This window comes from Streptomyces sp. CA2R106 (assembly GCF_037034245.1).
Lineage (GTDB): Bacteria > Actinomycetota > Actinomycetes > Streptomycetales > Streptomycetaceae > Actinacidiphila.
Genome location: NZ_JBAGKC010000017.1, coordinates 39,182 through 55,646 on the forward strand (window position 1 = coordinate 39,182; position 16,465 = coordinate 55,646).

Annotated in this window: 11 protein-coding genes; 6 read left to right on the forward strand and 5 right to left on the reverse strand. The window is 75.1% G+C overall.

The features are described 5' to 3' along the window. Positions 1–62: 62 nt before the first annotated feature. Positions 63–1,364, reverse strand: coding sequence for a S53 family peptidase (locus WA788_RS22755; RefSeq protein WP_335980208.1), 1,302 nt, complete (start codon positions 1,362–1,364; stop codon positions 63–65). After that, entirely contained in the window at positions 1,361–3,688 is a 2,328-nt protein-coding gene (locus WA788_RS22760) for a hypothetical protein (protein WP_335980209.1), read from the reverse strand. The genes WA788_RS22755 and WA788_RS22760 overlap by 4 nt, the downstream gene beginning before the upstream one ends. 260 nt (positions 3,689–3,948) lie before the next feature. On the opposite strand from WA788_RS22760, the gene WA788_RS22765 reads away from it, so the two are divergent. Continuing rightward, the gene (locus tag WA788_RS22765; protein WP_335980211.1) at positions 3,949–4,680 is read left to right on the forward strand and encodes a response regulator transcription factor; all 732 of its coding nucleotides are present in this window, start codon (positions 3,949–3,951) and stop codon (positions 4,678–4,680) included. A gap of 53 nt (positions 4,681–4,733) precedes the next feature. Further along, positions 4,734–5,189, forward strand: a complete 456-nt coding sequence (locus WA788_RS22770; protein ID WP_335980213.1) for an ASCH domain-containing protein — start codon at positions 4,734–4,736, stop codon at positions 5,187–5,189. Positions 5,190–5,208: 19 nt separating this feature from the next. On the opposite strand, the gene WA788_RS22775 is transcribed toward WA788_RS22770, so the two are convergent. Then, a complete protein-coding gene (locus tag WA788_RS22775; RefSeq protein ID WP_335980216.1) occupies positions 5,209–6,384 on the reverse strand; it encodes an ROK family transcriptional regulator in 1,176 nt (391 codons plus the stop codon). A gap of 426 nt (positions 6,385–6,810) precedes the next feature. On the opposite strand from WA788_RS22775, the gene WA788_RS22780 reads away from it, so the two are divergent. Further along, positions 6,811–9,018, forward strand: coding sequence for an alpha-galactosidase (locus tag WA788_RS22780; RefSeq protein WP_335980219.1), 2,208 nt, complete (start codon positions 6,811–6,813; stop codon positions 9,016–9,018). A 141-nt stretch (positions 9,019–9,159) separates the two neighbouring features. Here the strand turns inward: WA788_RS22780 and WA788_RS22785 are convergent, their stop codons facing one another. Continuing rightward, the gene (locus WA788_RS22785) at positions 9,160–9,315 is read right to left on the reverse strand and encodes a hypothetical protein (protein ID WP_335980221.1); all 156 of its coding nucleotides are present in this window, start codon (positions 9,313–9,315) and stop codon (positions 9,160–9,162) included. A gap of 197 nt (positions 9,316–9,512) precedes the next feature. Here WA788_RS22785 and WA788_RS22790 point away from each other — a divergent pair, with 197 nt between their 5' ends. The 3 genes from WA788_RS22790 to WA788_RS22800 all read left to right on the forward strand — a co-directional run bounded on the left by WA788_RS22790 (position 9,513) and on the right by WA788_RS22800 (position 15,567). After that, on the forward strand, positions 9,513–13,937 hold the full coding sequence (locus WA788_RS22790; RefSeq protein WP_335980224.1) for an NB-ARC domain-containing protein: 4,425 nt from the start codon (positions 9,513–9,515) through the stop codon (positions 13,935–13,937). 343 nt (positions 13,938–14,280) lie between these two features. Beyond that, positions 14,281–14,517, forward strand: a complete 237-nt coding sequence (locus tag WA788_RS22795) for a DUF397 domain-containing protein (RefSeq protein ID WP_335980226.1) — start codon at positions 14,281–14,283, stop codon at positions 14,515–14,517. 147 nt (positions 14,518–14,664) lie between these two features. Continuing rightward, a complete protein-coding gene (locus WA788_RS22800) occupies positions 14,665–15,567 on the forward strand; it encodes a helix-turn-helix domain-containing protein (RefSeq protein WP_335980228.1) in 903 nt (300 codons plus the stop codon). 29 nt (positions 15,568–15,596) lie between these two features. Here the strand turns inward: WA788_RS22800 and WA788_RS22805 are convergent, their stop codons facing one another. Continuing rightward, on the reverse strand, positions 15,597–16,412 hold the full coding sequence (locus WA788_RS22805) for an SAM-dependent methyltransferase (protein ID WP_335980229.1): 816 nt from the start codon (positions 16,410–16,412) through the stop codon (positions 15,597–15,599). Between the last annotated feature and the right edge of the window lie 53 nt (positions 16,413–16,465).

Below are 16,465 nucleotides of genomic sequence, written 5' to 3' on the forward strand. Positions count from 1 at the left end.
CGGCTGCGGTCGTGCGGCCCGCCCGGAGGTGTCCGGGCGGGCCGCGTGCGTGCGCGCACTTGTCAGAAGGCGCTCAGGCCGTTCGGAGTGCCGTTGCCGGTCGGTCCGTCGTATCCCTCCGCGCCCGTGCACAGGTAGTCCCCGGCGCAGTTGCCGTTGGAGCCGGCGACCACGTCGTTGAGGCCGGGGGCCGCCTCGGCGGAGTAGAACCGGGAGGCGTCGGGGAAGGCCGAGGGGTTCCCGGCCAGGGCGATCACCCCCGCGATGAACGGCGAGGACGCGCTGGTGCCGCCCACCACGAGCCACCCCGCCGTCGCTCCGGTGGTGTTGTACACCGCCAGGCCGGTCTGCGGGTCCGCGACCGCGGAGACGTCCGCGACGGTACGGCCCGGGCAGTCGGTGTCCTGCTGCCAGGCCGGCTTCGCGAACCAGGCGGAGCAGCCGCTGCCCGCGCCGATCCACGCGGTCTCCTGCCAGCCGCGGGCGTTGTCGGCCGGCGTCAGCGAGGTGCCGCCCACCGCGACCACGCCCGGGTAGACCGCCGGGGCGGACGGCACGCCGTACCCGGAGTCGCCGGAGGAGGCCACCACGGCCACGCCCGGGTGGCTGTAGGACCCGGCGATGGCGGCGTCCCCGTTGTGTTCCGTGGCGCCGTAGCTGTTGGACACCTCGGTCGCGCCCAGTGCGGCGGCGGAGTCCACGGCGTGCGCCAGGTCCTGCTCGGTGGGCTCGTCGGCCTCGACCAGCAGGATGTGGCACTGCGGGCAGGCCGCGGAGACCATGTCCAGGTCGAGCGCCGTCTCGGTGGCCCAGCCGGAGGTGCCCGCCGACTGCGGCAGGGGGCTCGCCGCGCCGTCCTGGTCCACCTTGCGGAAGCAGCCGTTGCCGGTGGTGCAGGCGGGCAGCCCGTAGGTGGCGCGGTAGACGGCGAGGTCGGCCTCGGCGGTGGGGTCGTCGTAGGCGTCGACCAGGGCGACGGTCTGGTCGGCCCCTCCGGTGGCGGGCAGGTCGTAGGCGGACCTCAGGTCCGCCGGGCCGTAGCCGTCGGGCAGCGCCGTGTCGGCGGCTCCCGCGGCGGCCCTGGGCCCTCGCACGCCCAGGCCGCCGGAGACGTCGGTGCGGATCTGCGCCAGGCAGCGGGCCTGCCCGGCCGGTACCGCCGCGCAGGCGTTCCGCACGTCGGCCGGCAGGGTGCGCGCCGCGCCGGACGCCGGGGCGGGCACGGCCGCCTGGACGGTGCCGGCGGCGGACATCGCCAGGGCGAGGGGCAGCAGGACGGTCGCGGCGGTCCGCAGGGTACGGACCAGGCGGGTGCGGGTGGTCATCCCGGGATCGGTCTCCTTGTCCGGTGGGGCGGCGGTCATGACGTGGTGGTGGCGACGGCGTAGGCGTGCATGACCGTCTGGCTGAGGGTGTCGCCGTCGGCGTCCGTGGCGCTCACCCGGATCGAGGGGTTGGTGCCCCGGGCGGCGGCCGGATTGGTCCAGTGGGCCTGGTAGTGGCCGGCGGAGCCGGTGACGGACGCGTTCTGCCAGGTCCGGCCGTCGTCGAAGGAGACCTGGACGGCGGCGGAGGTGATCGCGGCCCGCGAGCCGGCGCCCTGGTACGCCACGTGGCCGATCTCCAGGCCCATCCGCTGGTCGGTGCGGTGGCTGGTGCCGGTGCCGTCGGTGGCCAGGTCGTCGTGCGCGGTCAGCAGCGGCAGGATCAGGCAGGGGGTGCTGTCGGACTGGCCCGCGCAGGACAGGTTCGCCGGCAGGACGGAGCCGGTGTCGGCAGCCGAGGGCAGACCGAAGGTCAACTCGGTGTGGCTGCTGGTGGACTGGCTGACGTTCGGTTCCGCGCCGGCGTCGCGGTCGGCGACGAGCCGGTAGCGGCCCCCGGGCGTGTCCTGGCCCTCGGTGTAGACGCCCGGACCGTCCTCGCTGTCCAGCAGGGTGCCGTCACGGTAGAGACTGGCCTGCTCCACGGGGGAGTTGTCGGCGTAGACGCTGGGGTCGCCGACGTGGCCCGCGTCGCTGTCGGTCGTCTCCAGGAAGGCCAGCAGGTCGCCGCCGGCGACGCATGCCTCGCAGTCCCCGAACGGGATCGTGTCCGGGTACCGGCCCAGGCCCAGGGCCAGCGGTCCGCGCGCCCAGTCCACCGAGTAGCCGTGTCCGGCGAGCACGGATCGCTCGCCGATGAAGACCAGGTCACCGGTGAACGATTCCTGGAGCCAGTCCCCTCCGTTGAAGGTGCTCAGGTAGTCCGTGACACGGGCGGGCATGGTCTGCGTCGCGATGGCGGAGAACGAGGCGGGAGCGTTCTGGGTCAGTTCTCCGCTGGTCACCTGGCCGTCGGCGGGGCTGGCCGGGTCGCGGTCGTAGCGGGCCGCGACGGCGGCGAGCTGCCCGCTCGTGACGTGGATCTGCTGGTCGGCGGAGACCTCGTCGGAGGCGGCCGAGTCCAGGTCGTAGCGGTAGTCGCCGGCGTCGGGCGCGTGGCCCGACCACTGTGCGTCGTAGCCGACCGCGCCGACGGCAGCCGCCGGCTGGGGGTTGACGTAGACCGGCGTGCCGTCGGTGGAGGTCACCGAGGCGGTCGGGGCGTAGGAGACCGGCGTCTGCCCGGTGGCGTCCACCCGCGCCCAGTTGGCGCTCAGGTAGTCGGCCACCGCCGGGCGGGGGGTGGCAGCGGTCACGGCCGCCGTGGCCGTACGCGCGTCCAGGTCCTCGGTGGTGGCGCCGGACACGGTGAGGTCGGAGCGGGTGACCAGGGACTGGGCGGTGACCGCGCCGGCCGTGTCGTACGTCGGCACCAGCATGGCGGCGCTGTAGTGGCCGTCGGGCACCGCCACCTTCTCGACGCCGTCGACGACCGGAAGCACGGCCGCGAACACGGACGCGTCATCGGTGTTCGTCAGCAGGACCTCGCCGGTGGCCCCCGCGCCGGAGCGGTCCTCCGCGTCCAGGGTGAGGATGTCGAGCTTGTAGCCGTCCGACGTGGCACCGCGCAGGGCGTCCGCAGCCGTGCCCGCCGACCCGGTTGTGCCGGTCGTGCCGGTCGTGCCGGTTGTGCCGGTCCTGCGGACCGAGGCCACCTGGTGGAACAGCGGAGTGCTCCCCGGCCTGCGGCCTGCCTTGACGTCGGCGCCGATCCGCTGCTTGAGCAGCCGCGCCAGTTGCCGGCCCGATCCGGCGGTGGCGTAGCCGCCGGCCGAGACGCCCTGTTCCGCCGGGGCGCCGGCGGGCGCCGGGGTGGTGGACGTCAGCGTCAGCCCGGCCGGGGCGGTCGGGCTGCTGCCGGCAGCGGCGGTGAAGGACACGGTCACCGGCACCCGGTCAGCGGCCGAGGGGTCCTTCACCAGCGCGCTGACGTCGAACAGGGACAGGTCCAACTGCCGTCCCACGTACGGCAGGGCGGACGCAGGGATCACGTACCGGTCGCCGGAGCCGTCCTGGAAGGAGGCGAATGCGCCCGCACCGGCGGCGTGCGAGGCCGGCCGCACGGCCAGGACGTCCCGGCCGGAGGCGGTGGTGGTCACGGCGACCCGGTCACCGGTCACCAGCGTGATGTCCCGGGTACGGGAGCCGGCCATGGCCGACAGCGCCTTCGAGTCTCCCGAACCTCCCGAGGCGGCCAGCGCGGTACCACCGCCCACGACCGCGGCCGACGCCGCCAGCCCCAGCGCGAGAGCGCCTCCCACCACACGGGCCAGAACCCGGCCGCGTACCTGGTGTAAAGGGGCCGCTCTTTCCGGTTCCGGCCATCCGGCGGGCCATTCGTCCCTGTGCACTCGTGTCTCCTTCGTCGAGGCGGACTTTCCCAGGGAGCTTTGTTCGGAAGGGCGGCCCGGGGAAAGTTTTATGACCAAGCTGTCACCGTGTAACAGCCGCCGGTCATTTCGGTGTGGCAGCCTCGTGCGGCACGACCCTCACTCGACCCCAGCACGCTCAGGGAGCCACCCCGGTGCACCACCTTCTGCTCGTCACGGCCGATACGACCTGCGACGACTCCCTCGTGGCCGTACTGCGCGCCATGGGGCACCGGGTGACCGCGGCCCACGGGGAGACGGCAGGCCCCGACCGGACCCGCGAACCGCGCGGAAGGGGCGGACTCGGCGAACCGGTCGACGCGGTGGACCTGGTCGTCCTCGACACCGCGGCACCGAATTCCGGCACCTTCGAGACATGCCGTCGAATTCAGGCCGAATATCCCGCGCCGCTGGTCATTCTCGCCACCCGGGGCAACCCGGAGGACGTCATCACCGGTTTGGAGAACGGCGCCGCCGACTATCTCGTGAAACCGGTGGGCGCGCGCGTCCTCGAAGCACGGCTCCATGCCCTGTTACGCCGCCCGGGACCCCGCCCGCGCCCCTCGGAAGGGGTGCTCGACCTCGGACCGCTGGCCGTCGACACCGCGACCCTCGCCGCGGTCCGGGACGGCACGACGGTCCGCCTCACCCCGACCGAGGCGCGCCTGCTGCTCGCACTCGCCGCCCGCAAAGGCCGGGTGATGCCCCGCCAGACCCTGCTGGAACGGGTCTGGGGACACCGTCACACCCGTCACACCCCGGGCGACCTGCGGTTGGTCGACGCCTGCGTGGCGCGGCTGCGCCGCAAGATCGAGCCGGACCCCGCGAACCCCACCCTGCTGCTCACGGTACGCGGCACCGGCTACCGCCTGTGCCACCGGATGTGAACGGGCGCTCGTCACACGGCCGTACGGTGGCGCGCCGCCGCTAATGTGACGGCATGACGAACGCCTCCGACCTGCCCCCCGACCTCGCGGCGCTGCCCACGGCCGAGTTCGCCTTCCCGGGCCCGCTGCGGGACCAGCTCGTCGCGGCGGTCCTCGACGGCACCAAGACCTCCACGACCGGGCTCGTCGCCGACTACGCGCACGAGGGCGAGGAACTGCCGAAGGCCGGTGAACGGTCGGTGGTGGTCGACTCCGCGCACCGGCCCGTCGCGGTGATCGAGGTGACCGGCGTCCGCGTCGTACCGCTGGGGGAGGTCGACCTCGCGCACGCGAGGGACGAGGGCGAGGGATACGACAGCGTCGCCTCCTGGCGGGCCGGGCACGAGCGGTTCTGGCACAGCGCGCAGATGCGCCAGGCGCTGGCGGACCCCGGGTTCACCGTCGACGACACGACGATGGCGGTGCTGGAACGGTTCCGCGTCGTGCGGGACCTGCGCCCGGCGCGGTGACGGCGGGCCGGACTTCCGCTCACGCGCCCGCGGGTGCGGGCGGGGCCAGCAGGTGCTGGACGGCGACCGCGGCGCCCCCGCGCGCCCACTCCTCGAACGGCAGCGGCCGCACCAGCAGGTCGCACTCCGCCGCGGCGCCGAACGCGCGGGCGGCGAACGTCTGCCGGATCTCCTCCTCGTACAGGTCATAGGAGGACACGCCCTCGCCCGAGATGACGATCCGCTGCGGGCCGACCAGGTTGGCGACCGCGGCGAGCGCCAGCCCCATCGCCCGTCCGGCCCGGGCGAAGACCGCGCGCACCTCCCGGTGGCCGGCGTAGGCCAGCCGCACCGCCCCGGGCATGCTCAGCTCCGGGTCGCCGGCCGCCTCCCGCGCCTGCTCGGTGATCGCGCGGGAGGAGGCGACGGCCTCCACGCAGCCGGTGTTGCCGCAGGTGCACACCCGGTCGGTGCCGCCCAGCGCCAGGTGGCCCAGTTCGCCGGACACGCCGTACGCCCCGGACACCACCCGCCCGCCGACCGACAGGCCGCAGCCGATCCCGGCGCCGACCGTGACCAGGGCGAACGAGGAGAGGCCGACGCCCGCGCCGAACCACTGCTCGGCCACCGTCAGCGCGCGCACGTCGTTCTCGACCAGCACCGGTGTCCCCGTGGCGGCGCCGACCAGCGCGGCGAGCGGGACCTGGCGCCAGTCGAGGAAGGGGGAGTAGCGCACGGTGCCGCCGCGGGCGTCGACGTCCCCGGCGAGGGTGACGCCGATGCTGTGCACGTCGCCCCGGCCGAAGCCCGTGCCGTCCGCGCGCAGGCGCGCCACCAGCCGGGCGAGGTCGGCGACCACCGTCACCACGTCGTGCGAGCGCAGGTCGGTGCGGCCGGTCGCCAGCGGGCGGGCGGTCAGATCGGTCAGGACGCCGATCAGCTCGTCCGCGGTGACCTTCACGCCCACGAAGTGGGCGCGGTCCGGGCGCACCGCCAAGGGGGTCGCCGGGCGGCCCGACGCGCGTTCGCCTGTCGGCGGCTGGACCGGGCCGCCCAGTTCCGTCAGCCAGCCGTCCGCCAGCAGCGGGCTCGCCACTTTCGTCACGGCGCCCGGGGACAGTCCGGTGCGCCGTCCGATCTCCGCCCGCGTCAGCGGGCCTTGCAGCAGGGTGCGCAGCACCAGTGACGCGGCCGGCGGCTGGTCATCCAGAGGCATGACCCGCACCTTACATTTCCTGCGGCAAGAAATCCCTCCGGGGGTGGGGCCGCTGCGGGGGTTCGCCGTTGGGGGGTGCGGTGCCGTTGCCGGGTTGCAGGTTGGTGGGTGGTTGCTCGCGCAGTTCCTCGCGCCCCTGGCGGGGGCGCGCCGTTGGGGGTGGGGTTGCGTTGCCGGGTGCGGGTGCGGGTGCGGGTGCGGGTGCGGGCGCGGGCGCGGAGCTGATCGTGGGGTGCTGCGCCCCGCCAGGGGGCGCGGGGAACTGCGCGCTCAGTGGGGGACGGTCCGTGGGCCGGGGGCGGACCGGGACCAGGATGGCGCTGGTCCGCAGGGGCACCCCGGGGGCGGGGTATGTTGACGGTGGAAGGAAAGGGTCGTTAGATTCGCGGGGTCGTGGAGTGCTGGATCGCAGGGAGGAGCCCTCGCATGGCTGACTCATCGGCGCGGGTGGTCGCGTTGCGAGCTGCTGGGACGAGCTTGGTCGTGGAGATGACGGAGCCGGTCCCGAGGGTGCTGCACTGGGGTGCGGATCTGGGGGAGCTGTCGGACGCGGAGTTGGGGGCGCTGAGTCTGACGGGTGAGGCCGCGGTGCTGAACAGTTCGATCGACTGCGGTCGGCGGTTCACGGTGTGGCCGACGGAGGCCGAGGGATGGTCGGGTACGCCCGCGCACTTCGGGCACCTGGACGGGGGCGCGGGGGCGCCGCGCCTGGCGACGTCGCGGGTGGAGCACCGCGCGGACCCCCGCGGTGGCGGCGAGGTGCGGATCGAGCTGGCCGACACCGGCGCGGGTGTGGATGTCGCGCTGACCTACCGGCTGGAGCCGTCGGGCGTGCTGGGGGTGTCGGCGGAGTTGACCCGGCGCGCCGCGGTGGACGCGGACCCGGCACCGTACGACCTGGGGCAGGTCGTGACCCTGCTGCCGGTGCCGCGCCGGGCGAGCGAGCTGCTGGACTTCACCGGCAAGTGGAGCCGTGAACGGTCCCCGCAGCGCCGGGAGTTGGCGCACGGCACGTACGCACGGGAGGTGCGGCGGGGCAAGCCCGGGCTGGACTCGCCGTATCTGCTGGCGGTCGGCACCCCGGGCTTCGGGTTCCGGTCCGGCGAGGTGTGGGCCGTGCACGTGGCCTGGAGCGGCGACCAGCGCTTCCTGGTGGAGCAGTTGCCGGAGGGCGCGGGGGTGCACGCCTCGGCGCTCGGCGGGGGCGAGCTGCTGCGGGCCGGTGAGGTGCGGCTCGCACCGGGGGAGAGCTACCGGACGCCGGTGAGCTGGTACGCCTGGTCCGCGGCCGGGCTGGACGGCCTGGCCGACCGCTTCCACACGCTGCTGCGGGCCCGCCCGCAGCACCCGTCCCGGCCCCGCCCGCTGGTCCTGAACAGCTGGGAGGCCGTCTACTTCGACCACGACCTGGACCGCCTGCTGCGGCTGGTGGACAAGGCCGCGGAGGTCGGTGTCGAGCGGTTCGTGCTGGACGACGGCTGGTTCCTCGGCCGCCGCGCGGACAACGCCGGGCTCGGCGACTGGCAGGTGGACCCGGCGGTGTGGCCGCGGGGGCTGTCCCCGCTGGCGGACCATGTCCGGGCCCGCGGCATGGAGTTCGGGCTGTGGTTCGAGCCGGAGATGGTCAACCCCGACTCCGAGCTGGCCCGTGCGCACCCGGACTGGGTGCTCGGCCCGGCCGCCGGCCGCGGCCCGACCTCCCGCAACCAGTACGTCCTGGACATCACCAACCCCGACGCGTGGGCGTACCTGCTGGACAGCATCGACACGCTGGTCACCGCGTACGGCATCGCGTACCTGAAGTGGGACCACAACCGGGACCTGCACGAAGCCGTGCACGGCCCGGCGGACCGCCCGGTCGCGCACGCCCAGGTGCGCGCGCTGTACCGGCTGCTGGACACCCTCAAGGAGCGGCACCCCGGGCTGGAGATCGAGAGCTGCGCCAGCGGCGGCGGCCGGGTCGACCTGGGGGTGCTCGCGCGCACCGACCGCGTCTGGGCCTCGGACTGCAACGACCCGGTGGAGCGGCAGTCGATCCAGCGCTGGACCGGGCAGCTGCTGCCCCCCGAACTGGTCGGCGCGCACTTCGGCCCGTCGCCGGCGCACACCACGCACCGCGAGACGGACGTCTCCTTCCGGCTGGCCACCGCGCTGTTCGGGCACGCCGGCATCGAGCAGGACCTGACGTCCTGCACCGACGAGGAACTGGCGCGGATCACCGCCTGGACGGCGATGTACCGGGAGCTGCGCCCGCTGCTGCACGGCGGCCGCACCGTACGGGCCGACCTGACCGGGCCGGGCGACGCGCAGCGGGAGGCGCGGCTGCTGCACGGCGTCGTGGCGTACGACGGTTCCGCGGCGCTGTACTGCTGGGCGCGCACCGCGACGTCCACCGAAGCGCAGTACGGCCGGGTGCAGTTGCCCGGGCTCGCCGCCGACGGGAGCTACGAGGTGCGGGTGCGCACCGAGCTCGGGCTGCCGTCGCTGCACCAGACCGGCGGCCCGGCCTGGCTCACCGAGGCGCTGGCGGGCTGGGTACGGCTGCCGGGCGCGGTGCTCGCCGAGGCGGGCGTGCCGCTGCCGACCCTCAACCCGGGCCAGGCGCTGCTCCTCGAGGTACGTCGGGCGGCGTGACCGGCTCCGGCCGGGGCACGGGCGCCCGGCGATGTGCCAAGGCCGCCCCGCGGCGCGCGCGAAACGCTACCGTGAGGGCGGGACCTTGGGGGAGATGTGGCGGTCTGGACGTTGGGCGGACCGGAGGGCGGCCCGCCCCGGTCACCGGTGCGCGAGCACCCTGACGGCGAGTTCGACCGCGCCCGAACCGGCGGCGGTCGCGGCGCCGTACACGGCGGCCTGGACCGCGGGGCCGCCCAGGCGGCGTCCGAAGCGGCGGAAGCGGAAGCGGAAGCGGGATCGGTCCGGTACGTGCACGGTGTGCCTCCCGTGGTCGGCCGGCGCCCACGCGGATGCGGAGCGCTCGGGCCCCATCAGGCCCGACACGCCGCCTGGCCGCCGGGTCCGGGCGGGCCGACCCGGAGCGTTCCGGGCGCCCGCCAGGCCGGCAGCCGGCACTCCGGCTCCCGCGGCCCGGGTCCGGTCCGGGGTCCGCACGACCCGGGAACCGGGCGGTGAACGACCGGCCGGCCCCCGGCGCCGAGGCGTGGACGGAAGCGCTGCACCAGCTGTGGGAGGCGTCCGGCCGCACCGGCTGGGCGTCGATCGACCGCGCGGTCAACCGCAGGACCGGTGCGCCCGGTCCGGGCCGGCCCGCTGCGCGCCCGCGCCGGACCGTGTCGGAGTCGACCTGGTACGGCTGGCTCGAAGGCACCTACGTCCCCCGGTCGTTCGAGACGCTGGCCCCGGTCCTCGACTTCCTCGCCGAGCGCGCCGAACGGCACACCCCGGGCTTCCGGCGGCGGCCGCGGGCGTCGTGGGAGCGCCTGTGGCAGGCCGCCCGCGCCGGGCGGCGCCCGCGCACCGCCGACCCGGACCCCGCCCGCCCGGACCCCGCCCGCGCCCCGGCCGACCCCCGGCTCCATCTCCCGGCGGAGTATCTCGCCCGCCCCGACCTGCACGAACGGGCCGTCGCCGCGGTGGGCGCCGCGGACCCCGGGGCCGAACCGCCGCCCCGCACCCCCGTGGTGGTACTCGTCGGCATGGGCGGCGCGGGCAAGTCGGTGCTCGCCCGGGCGGTGGCCCTCGACCCCCGGGTCGCGCGGCGGTTCCGGGACGGCGTCCTGTGGCTGCCGGCCGACGGCCGGTCCGCCGACGCCTGCCGGGGCGAACTGCTCGCCGCGCTGGACGAGCCCGCCACCGGCGCCGATCCCGCGGCCGGACTGCCGGCCCTGCGCGACCGGCTCCGCACCCTCGACTGCCTCGTGGTCGTCGACAACGTCACCTCGGCCGAACAGCTCCTGGCACTGGACGTCTTCGGCCCCGGCAGCGCCCTGCTGACCACCACCCGCGACCTGGAGACGGTGCCGCACAGCTGCCGCCCGATCCTGGTGGAGACGCTGCCGGCCGAGCCCGCCCGGCACCTGCTCGCGGCCTACGCTCGGGTCGCACCGGACGAACTGCCCGGCGCGGCCGGCCAGGTGCTCGGCCACTGCCGCGGGCTGCCGCTGGCACTGGCGATCTGCGGGGCGATGGCCGCCGAGGGCCACAGCTGGACCGGACTGGCGGACGCGCTCGACCGGCCGCGCCCGGACGCGCTGGTCAAACAGTTCCTCGACTACCGGCACGGCTCGCTGACGGCCGCGATCAGGGCGAGCACCGACGCCCTGCCGGAGGTGGTCCGGTCCTGCTACGAGGACCTCGCGGTCTTCGCCGCACGCGGGCCGGTACCGGTCGCGGCCGTGGAACTGGTGTGGCGGCACCGCGGACTGGACGACGCCGATGTGCTCTCCGCCGTCGAACTGCTCGCGCGCCGCTGCCTGCTGACCCACCGCCCCGAGGACGGGACGGTCGTCCAGCACGACCTGCTCCAGGACCACTCCTGCCACGCGGCACGGCGGCGGCGGGCGGAGCTCCACGACCGCCTTGCCGCCGACCTGGCCCGGCGCTGGGGCGGACTCGACAAGGGGCTGCCCGGCCTCGCCCACCCGGTCCCGGCCGACGACCTGGACCGGTACGCCCTGGTGCACCTGGGCGGGCACTTCGCGGCGGCCGGCCGGGCGGACCTGCTGCACCGGCTGCTGGCCGCCGCGTCCGGTGCGCACGGCGGCACCAACACCTGGTTCGCCGCCCACGACCGCGCGGGCCTCGTCCGCGAGTACCTCGCCGACCTCGAACGCGCGCGCGGCCTCGCCGCGTCCGCGACCGACCGCGCCGATCCCGGCGCCGGCCAGGACGCCGGGATGGCCCTGGAAATCCGCTACGAGCTGATCCGCAGCTCGATCGTGACCCGTGCGGCCACGGTGCCCGCCGCCCTCCTGGTGGCCCTGGTGCGGCAGGGCGTCTGGACCTTCCGGCAGGCGGATGCGTACACCGGCCTCGTGCCCGACCCGGTGCAGCGCTCCGAGGCGTACCGGCGGCTGGCCGCGGCGACGGGACTGCCGCCGCGCCGGCGCGCCCACCTCCTCGGGCTCGCGATCCGGGCCGCTGAGCGCATCCGTACTCCCGTCCAGCGGACCAACGCGCTGATCCGGCTGCTGGGCCTGGCCGACGACGCGACGCGCGAGACGCTGCTGGAGCGCGCGCTGGCGGCGGCCGACGCCGACCGGCAGCGCTCCGGGGAGATCCGCGCCGCGGTCTTCGCGGCGGCGAGCCCGTGGTTCCCGGAGCGGGCGCAGCGCGAACTGCTGGCCGGCCTGCGGCAGGGCGAGGACCGCCACCACTTCCGGGAGGTGCTGCACGCGGCGCTTCCGGCACTGCCGGAACTCCTGGGCGACGTCCTGGAGGTGGCGCGCACGGGCGACGGCTTCCACGAACGGACCCAGGCGCTGCGCGCGGCCCTGCGGGTGGCGGCGCCCGACGTCCGGGAGCAGCTGATCGCGTGGCGGCTCACCGCCGAGCGGTCCGCGCCGGAACTCAGGGGCGGGCGGGGCCTGGTGGCGGAGGAACTCGCCCCCTACCTGGGGCCCGGGGAACTCACGGACCTGGTCGACCGCGAACTGCCCGCGGCCAACGCGCACGCCGCGGCCGCCATCCTGGCCGCCTCGATCCCCCGCCTGACCGGCCCCCGCCGGGACCCGCTCGTCACGAAGGCGACCGCGTTGCTGCGCGCCGGGAAACCGGAGACCCGGCACCGGCGCTGGACGGCGCTGGTCCGCGCGCTGCCCGAGCCCGAGCGCACCGCCGTGCTGGAGGAGCGCGTCGACGACCTGTTCCGCACCGCGCCCGCCACCGCGGTGGACGTGGTGGCCGCCTGCGCCTCCTTCGCGTCCGGCCGGCTCCTGCGCCGGGCGGCGGCCCATGTCCTGGCGGACGGTACGTCGGACGGGACCCTGGAACTCCTCGCGCCCCACCTGACGCGGGACGAACTCGCCGGCTGCCTGTCCGCGGCGCGGCGCGGCAGCCGGCCCGACACGTGGTCACGCCGGCCCGCCGTGTGGGCGTGGGCGCTGGCGCGGCTGACCCCCGGCCGGCCGCCCGAGGTCCAGCTGCGGATGCTCGGCGAGATCTCCGCGCTGGTCGACGGTGACGAACTGGCCGCGCTCCTGTACGAGTTGGCGCCCCGTCTGGACGCCGCCGCGCTCGGCGCGGCCGCCCGGGCGGTTCCCGCGGCGGCGGACGCCCGGACCACGGCGCTCGTGCTCGCCCGGCTCGCCGCACGCGCGCAGGACCCCGACGACCGCGCCGCGCTGCTGCGCCGGGCCCGCGCGGCGGCGTACCGGGGGGACCGGGAGGGCGTCCAGCGCCCGGTGCTCGCGCGGGCCACGACACCGGGGGAGCTGCTCGCTGCCCTCGGCCCGGGCCCGTCCGACCGCGGCAGCAGGTCCCGGCAGTCCCCGGGGCCCGGCCGGTTGTCGGACGCGCAGGCCGAAGCGGCGCTGGGGGCCGCCCGTGCGCTCCACGACGTGTGCGACCGGGCGTGCGCCCTCGCCGCGCTCGCCGGGAAGGCCGCTCCGGACCGGGCGGGCGCGACGCTGCACGAGGCGCTGACCACGGTCCTCCTGCCGCACGGACACGTCGACGCCGTGTACTGCCCCGGGTTGGACGTGGTCCGGGAGGCGGCCGAGCGGTGCTCCGGCGCCGCTTCGCCCGACCGCACGTTCGCCGCGTACGCGGCGCTGCTCGACCCCGGCAATCAGGTCTGGCGGCTGGCCCAACTGGGCTGCCTCCTCGCCCTTGTGCCCGCCTCGCAGTGCCTGCCGGCCGTCGCCGAGACCCTGGAGCGCCTGGCGGAGGAGGACGTCGGCGCGGAGTACCACGACGACGCGGAAGGGCAGTTGCTCGGCGCGCTGGACGCGGTCGGGCCGCACCTGGACGACGCGGCCCGGCGGCAGGCGCTGCGGGTGGCCCGGAAGCTGTCGCCGGAGGGGGAGACCGAGGCGTACGCCTTGCTCGCCGCGACCGCCGGGCCCCTCGCGCGCGCCGAACTGCTGGAGATGGTGACCGGCAGGCTGCGTGAGCAGACGGCCGTGCTGGACCACTACACGCTGGTCCGGATCATTCCCTGGCTCGGGGAGCGGGACGCCGCCGACCTCGTCGGCCGGCTCCTGCGCCGGCGCGCCGCCGACAGGCGGTGGCTCGGGGCCTTCCCGTACACCGTCGCCGCCCTCGCGCCGCACCTGACCCCCGCGCTCCTCGACCAGGTCGCGGGCGTCGTCGCCCGCCACCCCGTCTTCTCCGAACGGGCCGAGGCGCACGCGGACCTCGCGCTCGCCGCGTCCACCACCCTGCCCGAACGCCGGCCCGCCTTCTGGCGTGCGGCGGTCGCGGACGCCGCCGCGGTCGGCCGGTCCGCGCTCCTCGGCCTGATCGCGCGGCTACCGCTCGACGGCCGGCCGGAGCTCACCGCGCCCCTGCTGGCCGCCGTGCTCGACGTGCGCCGCTGGTGGCCCGACGGCCACCCGGCCGACCCGCCGCCAGGCCCGAACGAAGCGGCTTAGCACAGGCGTTGAGGCGGACGGCGCCGCCCTGCGCACGGCAGGTGCACGATCCCCGTACGGTCGTGCACCTGCCGTGCCGGCGCGGACCGTTGGCGACCTGGGCTTTTGCGGCCCCCTGAGCTGCAAGCTCCCGGAAACGGCACTGATCTTACCCCGAATTCGGGGCGTTCACGCATGTGTCGACACCGCGCGGCACCGACAGTACCGTGAGTCGAGGAATTGCCGCTGCAATTGCATCGGGAATTGCAGCGGCACATGCGCCGGGTCGCCGCGGCAACTGCCGTGATTCCTGGTGCGTGAGCGTATCCGTATGCCGCCCCGACCGACGTAGGAGTGATGCCAGGTGCAGCAGTTCGAGAACGGTGTGCAGGCCAGTTCGATCTCCGGGGTCCGCTGGGTCAAGAGCGGGCGCAGCAACCCGAGCGGCAACTGCGTGGAGGTGGCCGCGCTTCCGGACGGCAGCGTGGCGGTGCGCAACTCCCGGCACCCGGACGGGCCCGCGCTGGTCTACACCCGCGCGGAGATCACCGCCTTCGTCGAGGGCGCCAAGGACGGCGACTTCGACCCGTACACCGGCTGACGCCGCCCCGAAACCGCCTCACGCGGCCCGGGTTGCGCACGAGCGGAATGCTCCCTGGCGCATCCCGGGCCTTCGCGGTATACGGGCAGACCACAGCGGTACCCCGGTGCAATAATGGCCCTTCCAGTCTCTGCGTTGGGAGCCCCTATGCCTGCCGCGCCGCACCCCGTCTCGCCGATACAGCTCTTCGAGCGCCGCCCCGAGATGGGCGCCACGGCGATGGGCCGCGTGCTCGGCAACTACCTGCGGGCGCTGCGGGAGAACAGGGCGATCAGCCCCGGCGACGCTGGCCGGCACATCCGCGCGCACGCCTCGAAGATCAGCCGCATGGAGACCGCGCACGTCAACCTCAAGTCCCGTGACGTGGAAGACCTGTTGAGCCTCTACCGGGTCGAGGAGCCCGAACGCGGCCAGATCCTCGCCATGGTGGAGCGCTCCGCCCGCCCGGAATGGTGGCAGCAGTACGGCGAGGTGGTGCCGGACTGGCTCCAGCAGCTCATCGGCCTGGAGCGCGACGCCCACGTCGTCCGCACCTACGAGACGCAGTTCGTGCCCGGCCTGCTCCAGACGCCCGCCTACGCACACGCCGTGGTGCTCGTCGGCCACCGCCTCGCGTCGGCCGAGGAGCGCGAACAGCGCGTCATGCTGCGGCTGGAGCGGCAGCGGCGGATGACCGAGCCCGGCGCGCCGGTGCTGTGGGCGCTCATCGACGAGGGCGTGCTGCACCGCCCGATCGGCGGCGCACAGGTGATGCGCGACCAACTCCACTACCTGCTGGAGGTGTTGCGGCACCCCGGCGTACGGCTCCAGATCGCCTCCTACGAGGCGAGCGCCGCCGCCACCCCGGGCGCGGCCGTGACCTACCTGCGCTTCGCGCAGGGCTTCCTGCCGGACATGGTCTACCTGGAGCACATGACCAGCGCGATGTACCTCGACCGGCTGGAGGACGTGGACCGCTACCGGGCCGCGCTGGACGAGCTGAGCGCGCTGGCAGCCACCCCGGCGGAGAGCCGGGTGCTGCTCGAAGAGGCGCTGCGGCGGTACGAGTAGCCGCCCCCGCGCGGGGGCGGCCGTCCGCCTCAGCGCACCCGGCCCACGCCGCCGTACTCGATCCACTCGTAACTCGGCTGGACCAGGGCGAGTTCGTTGTCGGCGCGCCAGGTGGAGACCTCGACCAGGCCGGGCTCGATGATCTCGGTGCCCTCCAGGTACGTCTCCAGGACGCTGGGCTCGCGCACCTCGCCCCAGTTGCCGCCGGTCGACTGGTCCATGAACGCGCTGACGCCGCTGCGCACTTCTGGGTCGTCGCTGACGAGCTGGCACACCACCAGGAAGCTGCCGGCCGGCAGCCGGTCTCGGACCCGGTGCACCATGCCCGCCGGGTCCTCGGTCTCCTTCACGCAGTGCAGCACCGACACGAACAGCGCGGCCACCGGCTCGTCCAGGTCGATCAGCCGGTGCACCTCCTCGCTCTCCCATATGCTGTCGGTGTCGCGGAAGTCGGCCTGGATGACGGCGGTGTTCTCGTTCTGCTCCAGCAGCACCCGGCCGTGCGCGAGCACGATCGGGTCGTTGTCCGCGTAGACGACCCGCGCGTCCGGGTGGATGCGCTGCGCGATCTCGTGCACGTTGTCCTGCGTCGGCAGCCCGGAGCCGTGGTCGACGAACTGCTTGATGCCGTAGTCCTCGGCGAGCACCCGCACCACCCGGCGCAGGAACTGACGGTTGTTCAGCGCGAGCACCTTCATGCTCGGCACCTGCCCCAGCAGCTCTTCGGTCGCGCTGCGGTCGGCCGGGTAGTTGTCCTTGCCGTCCAGCAGGTAGTCGTACATGCGGGCGACACTGGGCACCGTTATGTCGATGGACGTGCTCGACGACGCGTCTGCGGCTGGCATATGACCCCTCACAACGGTGCTCTGCGTGTGCAACTCCGGTCCGCCGAACGGCC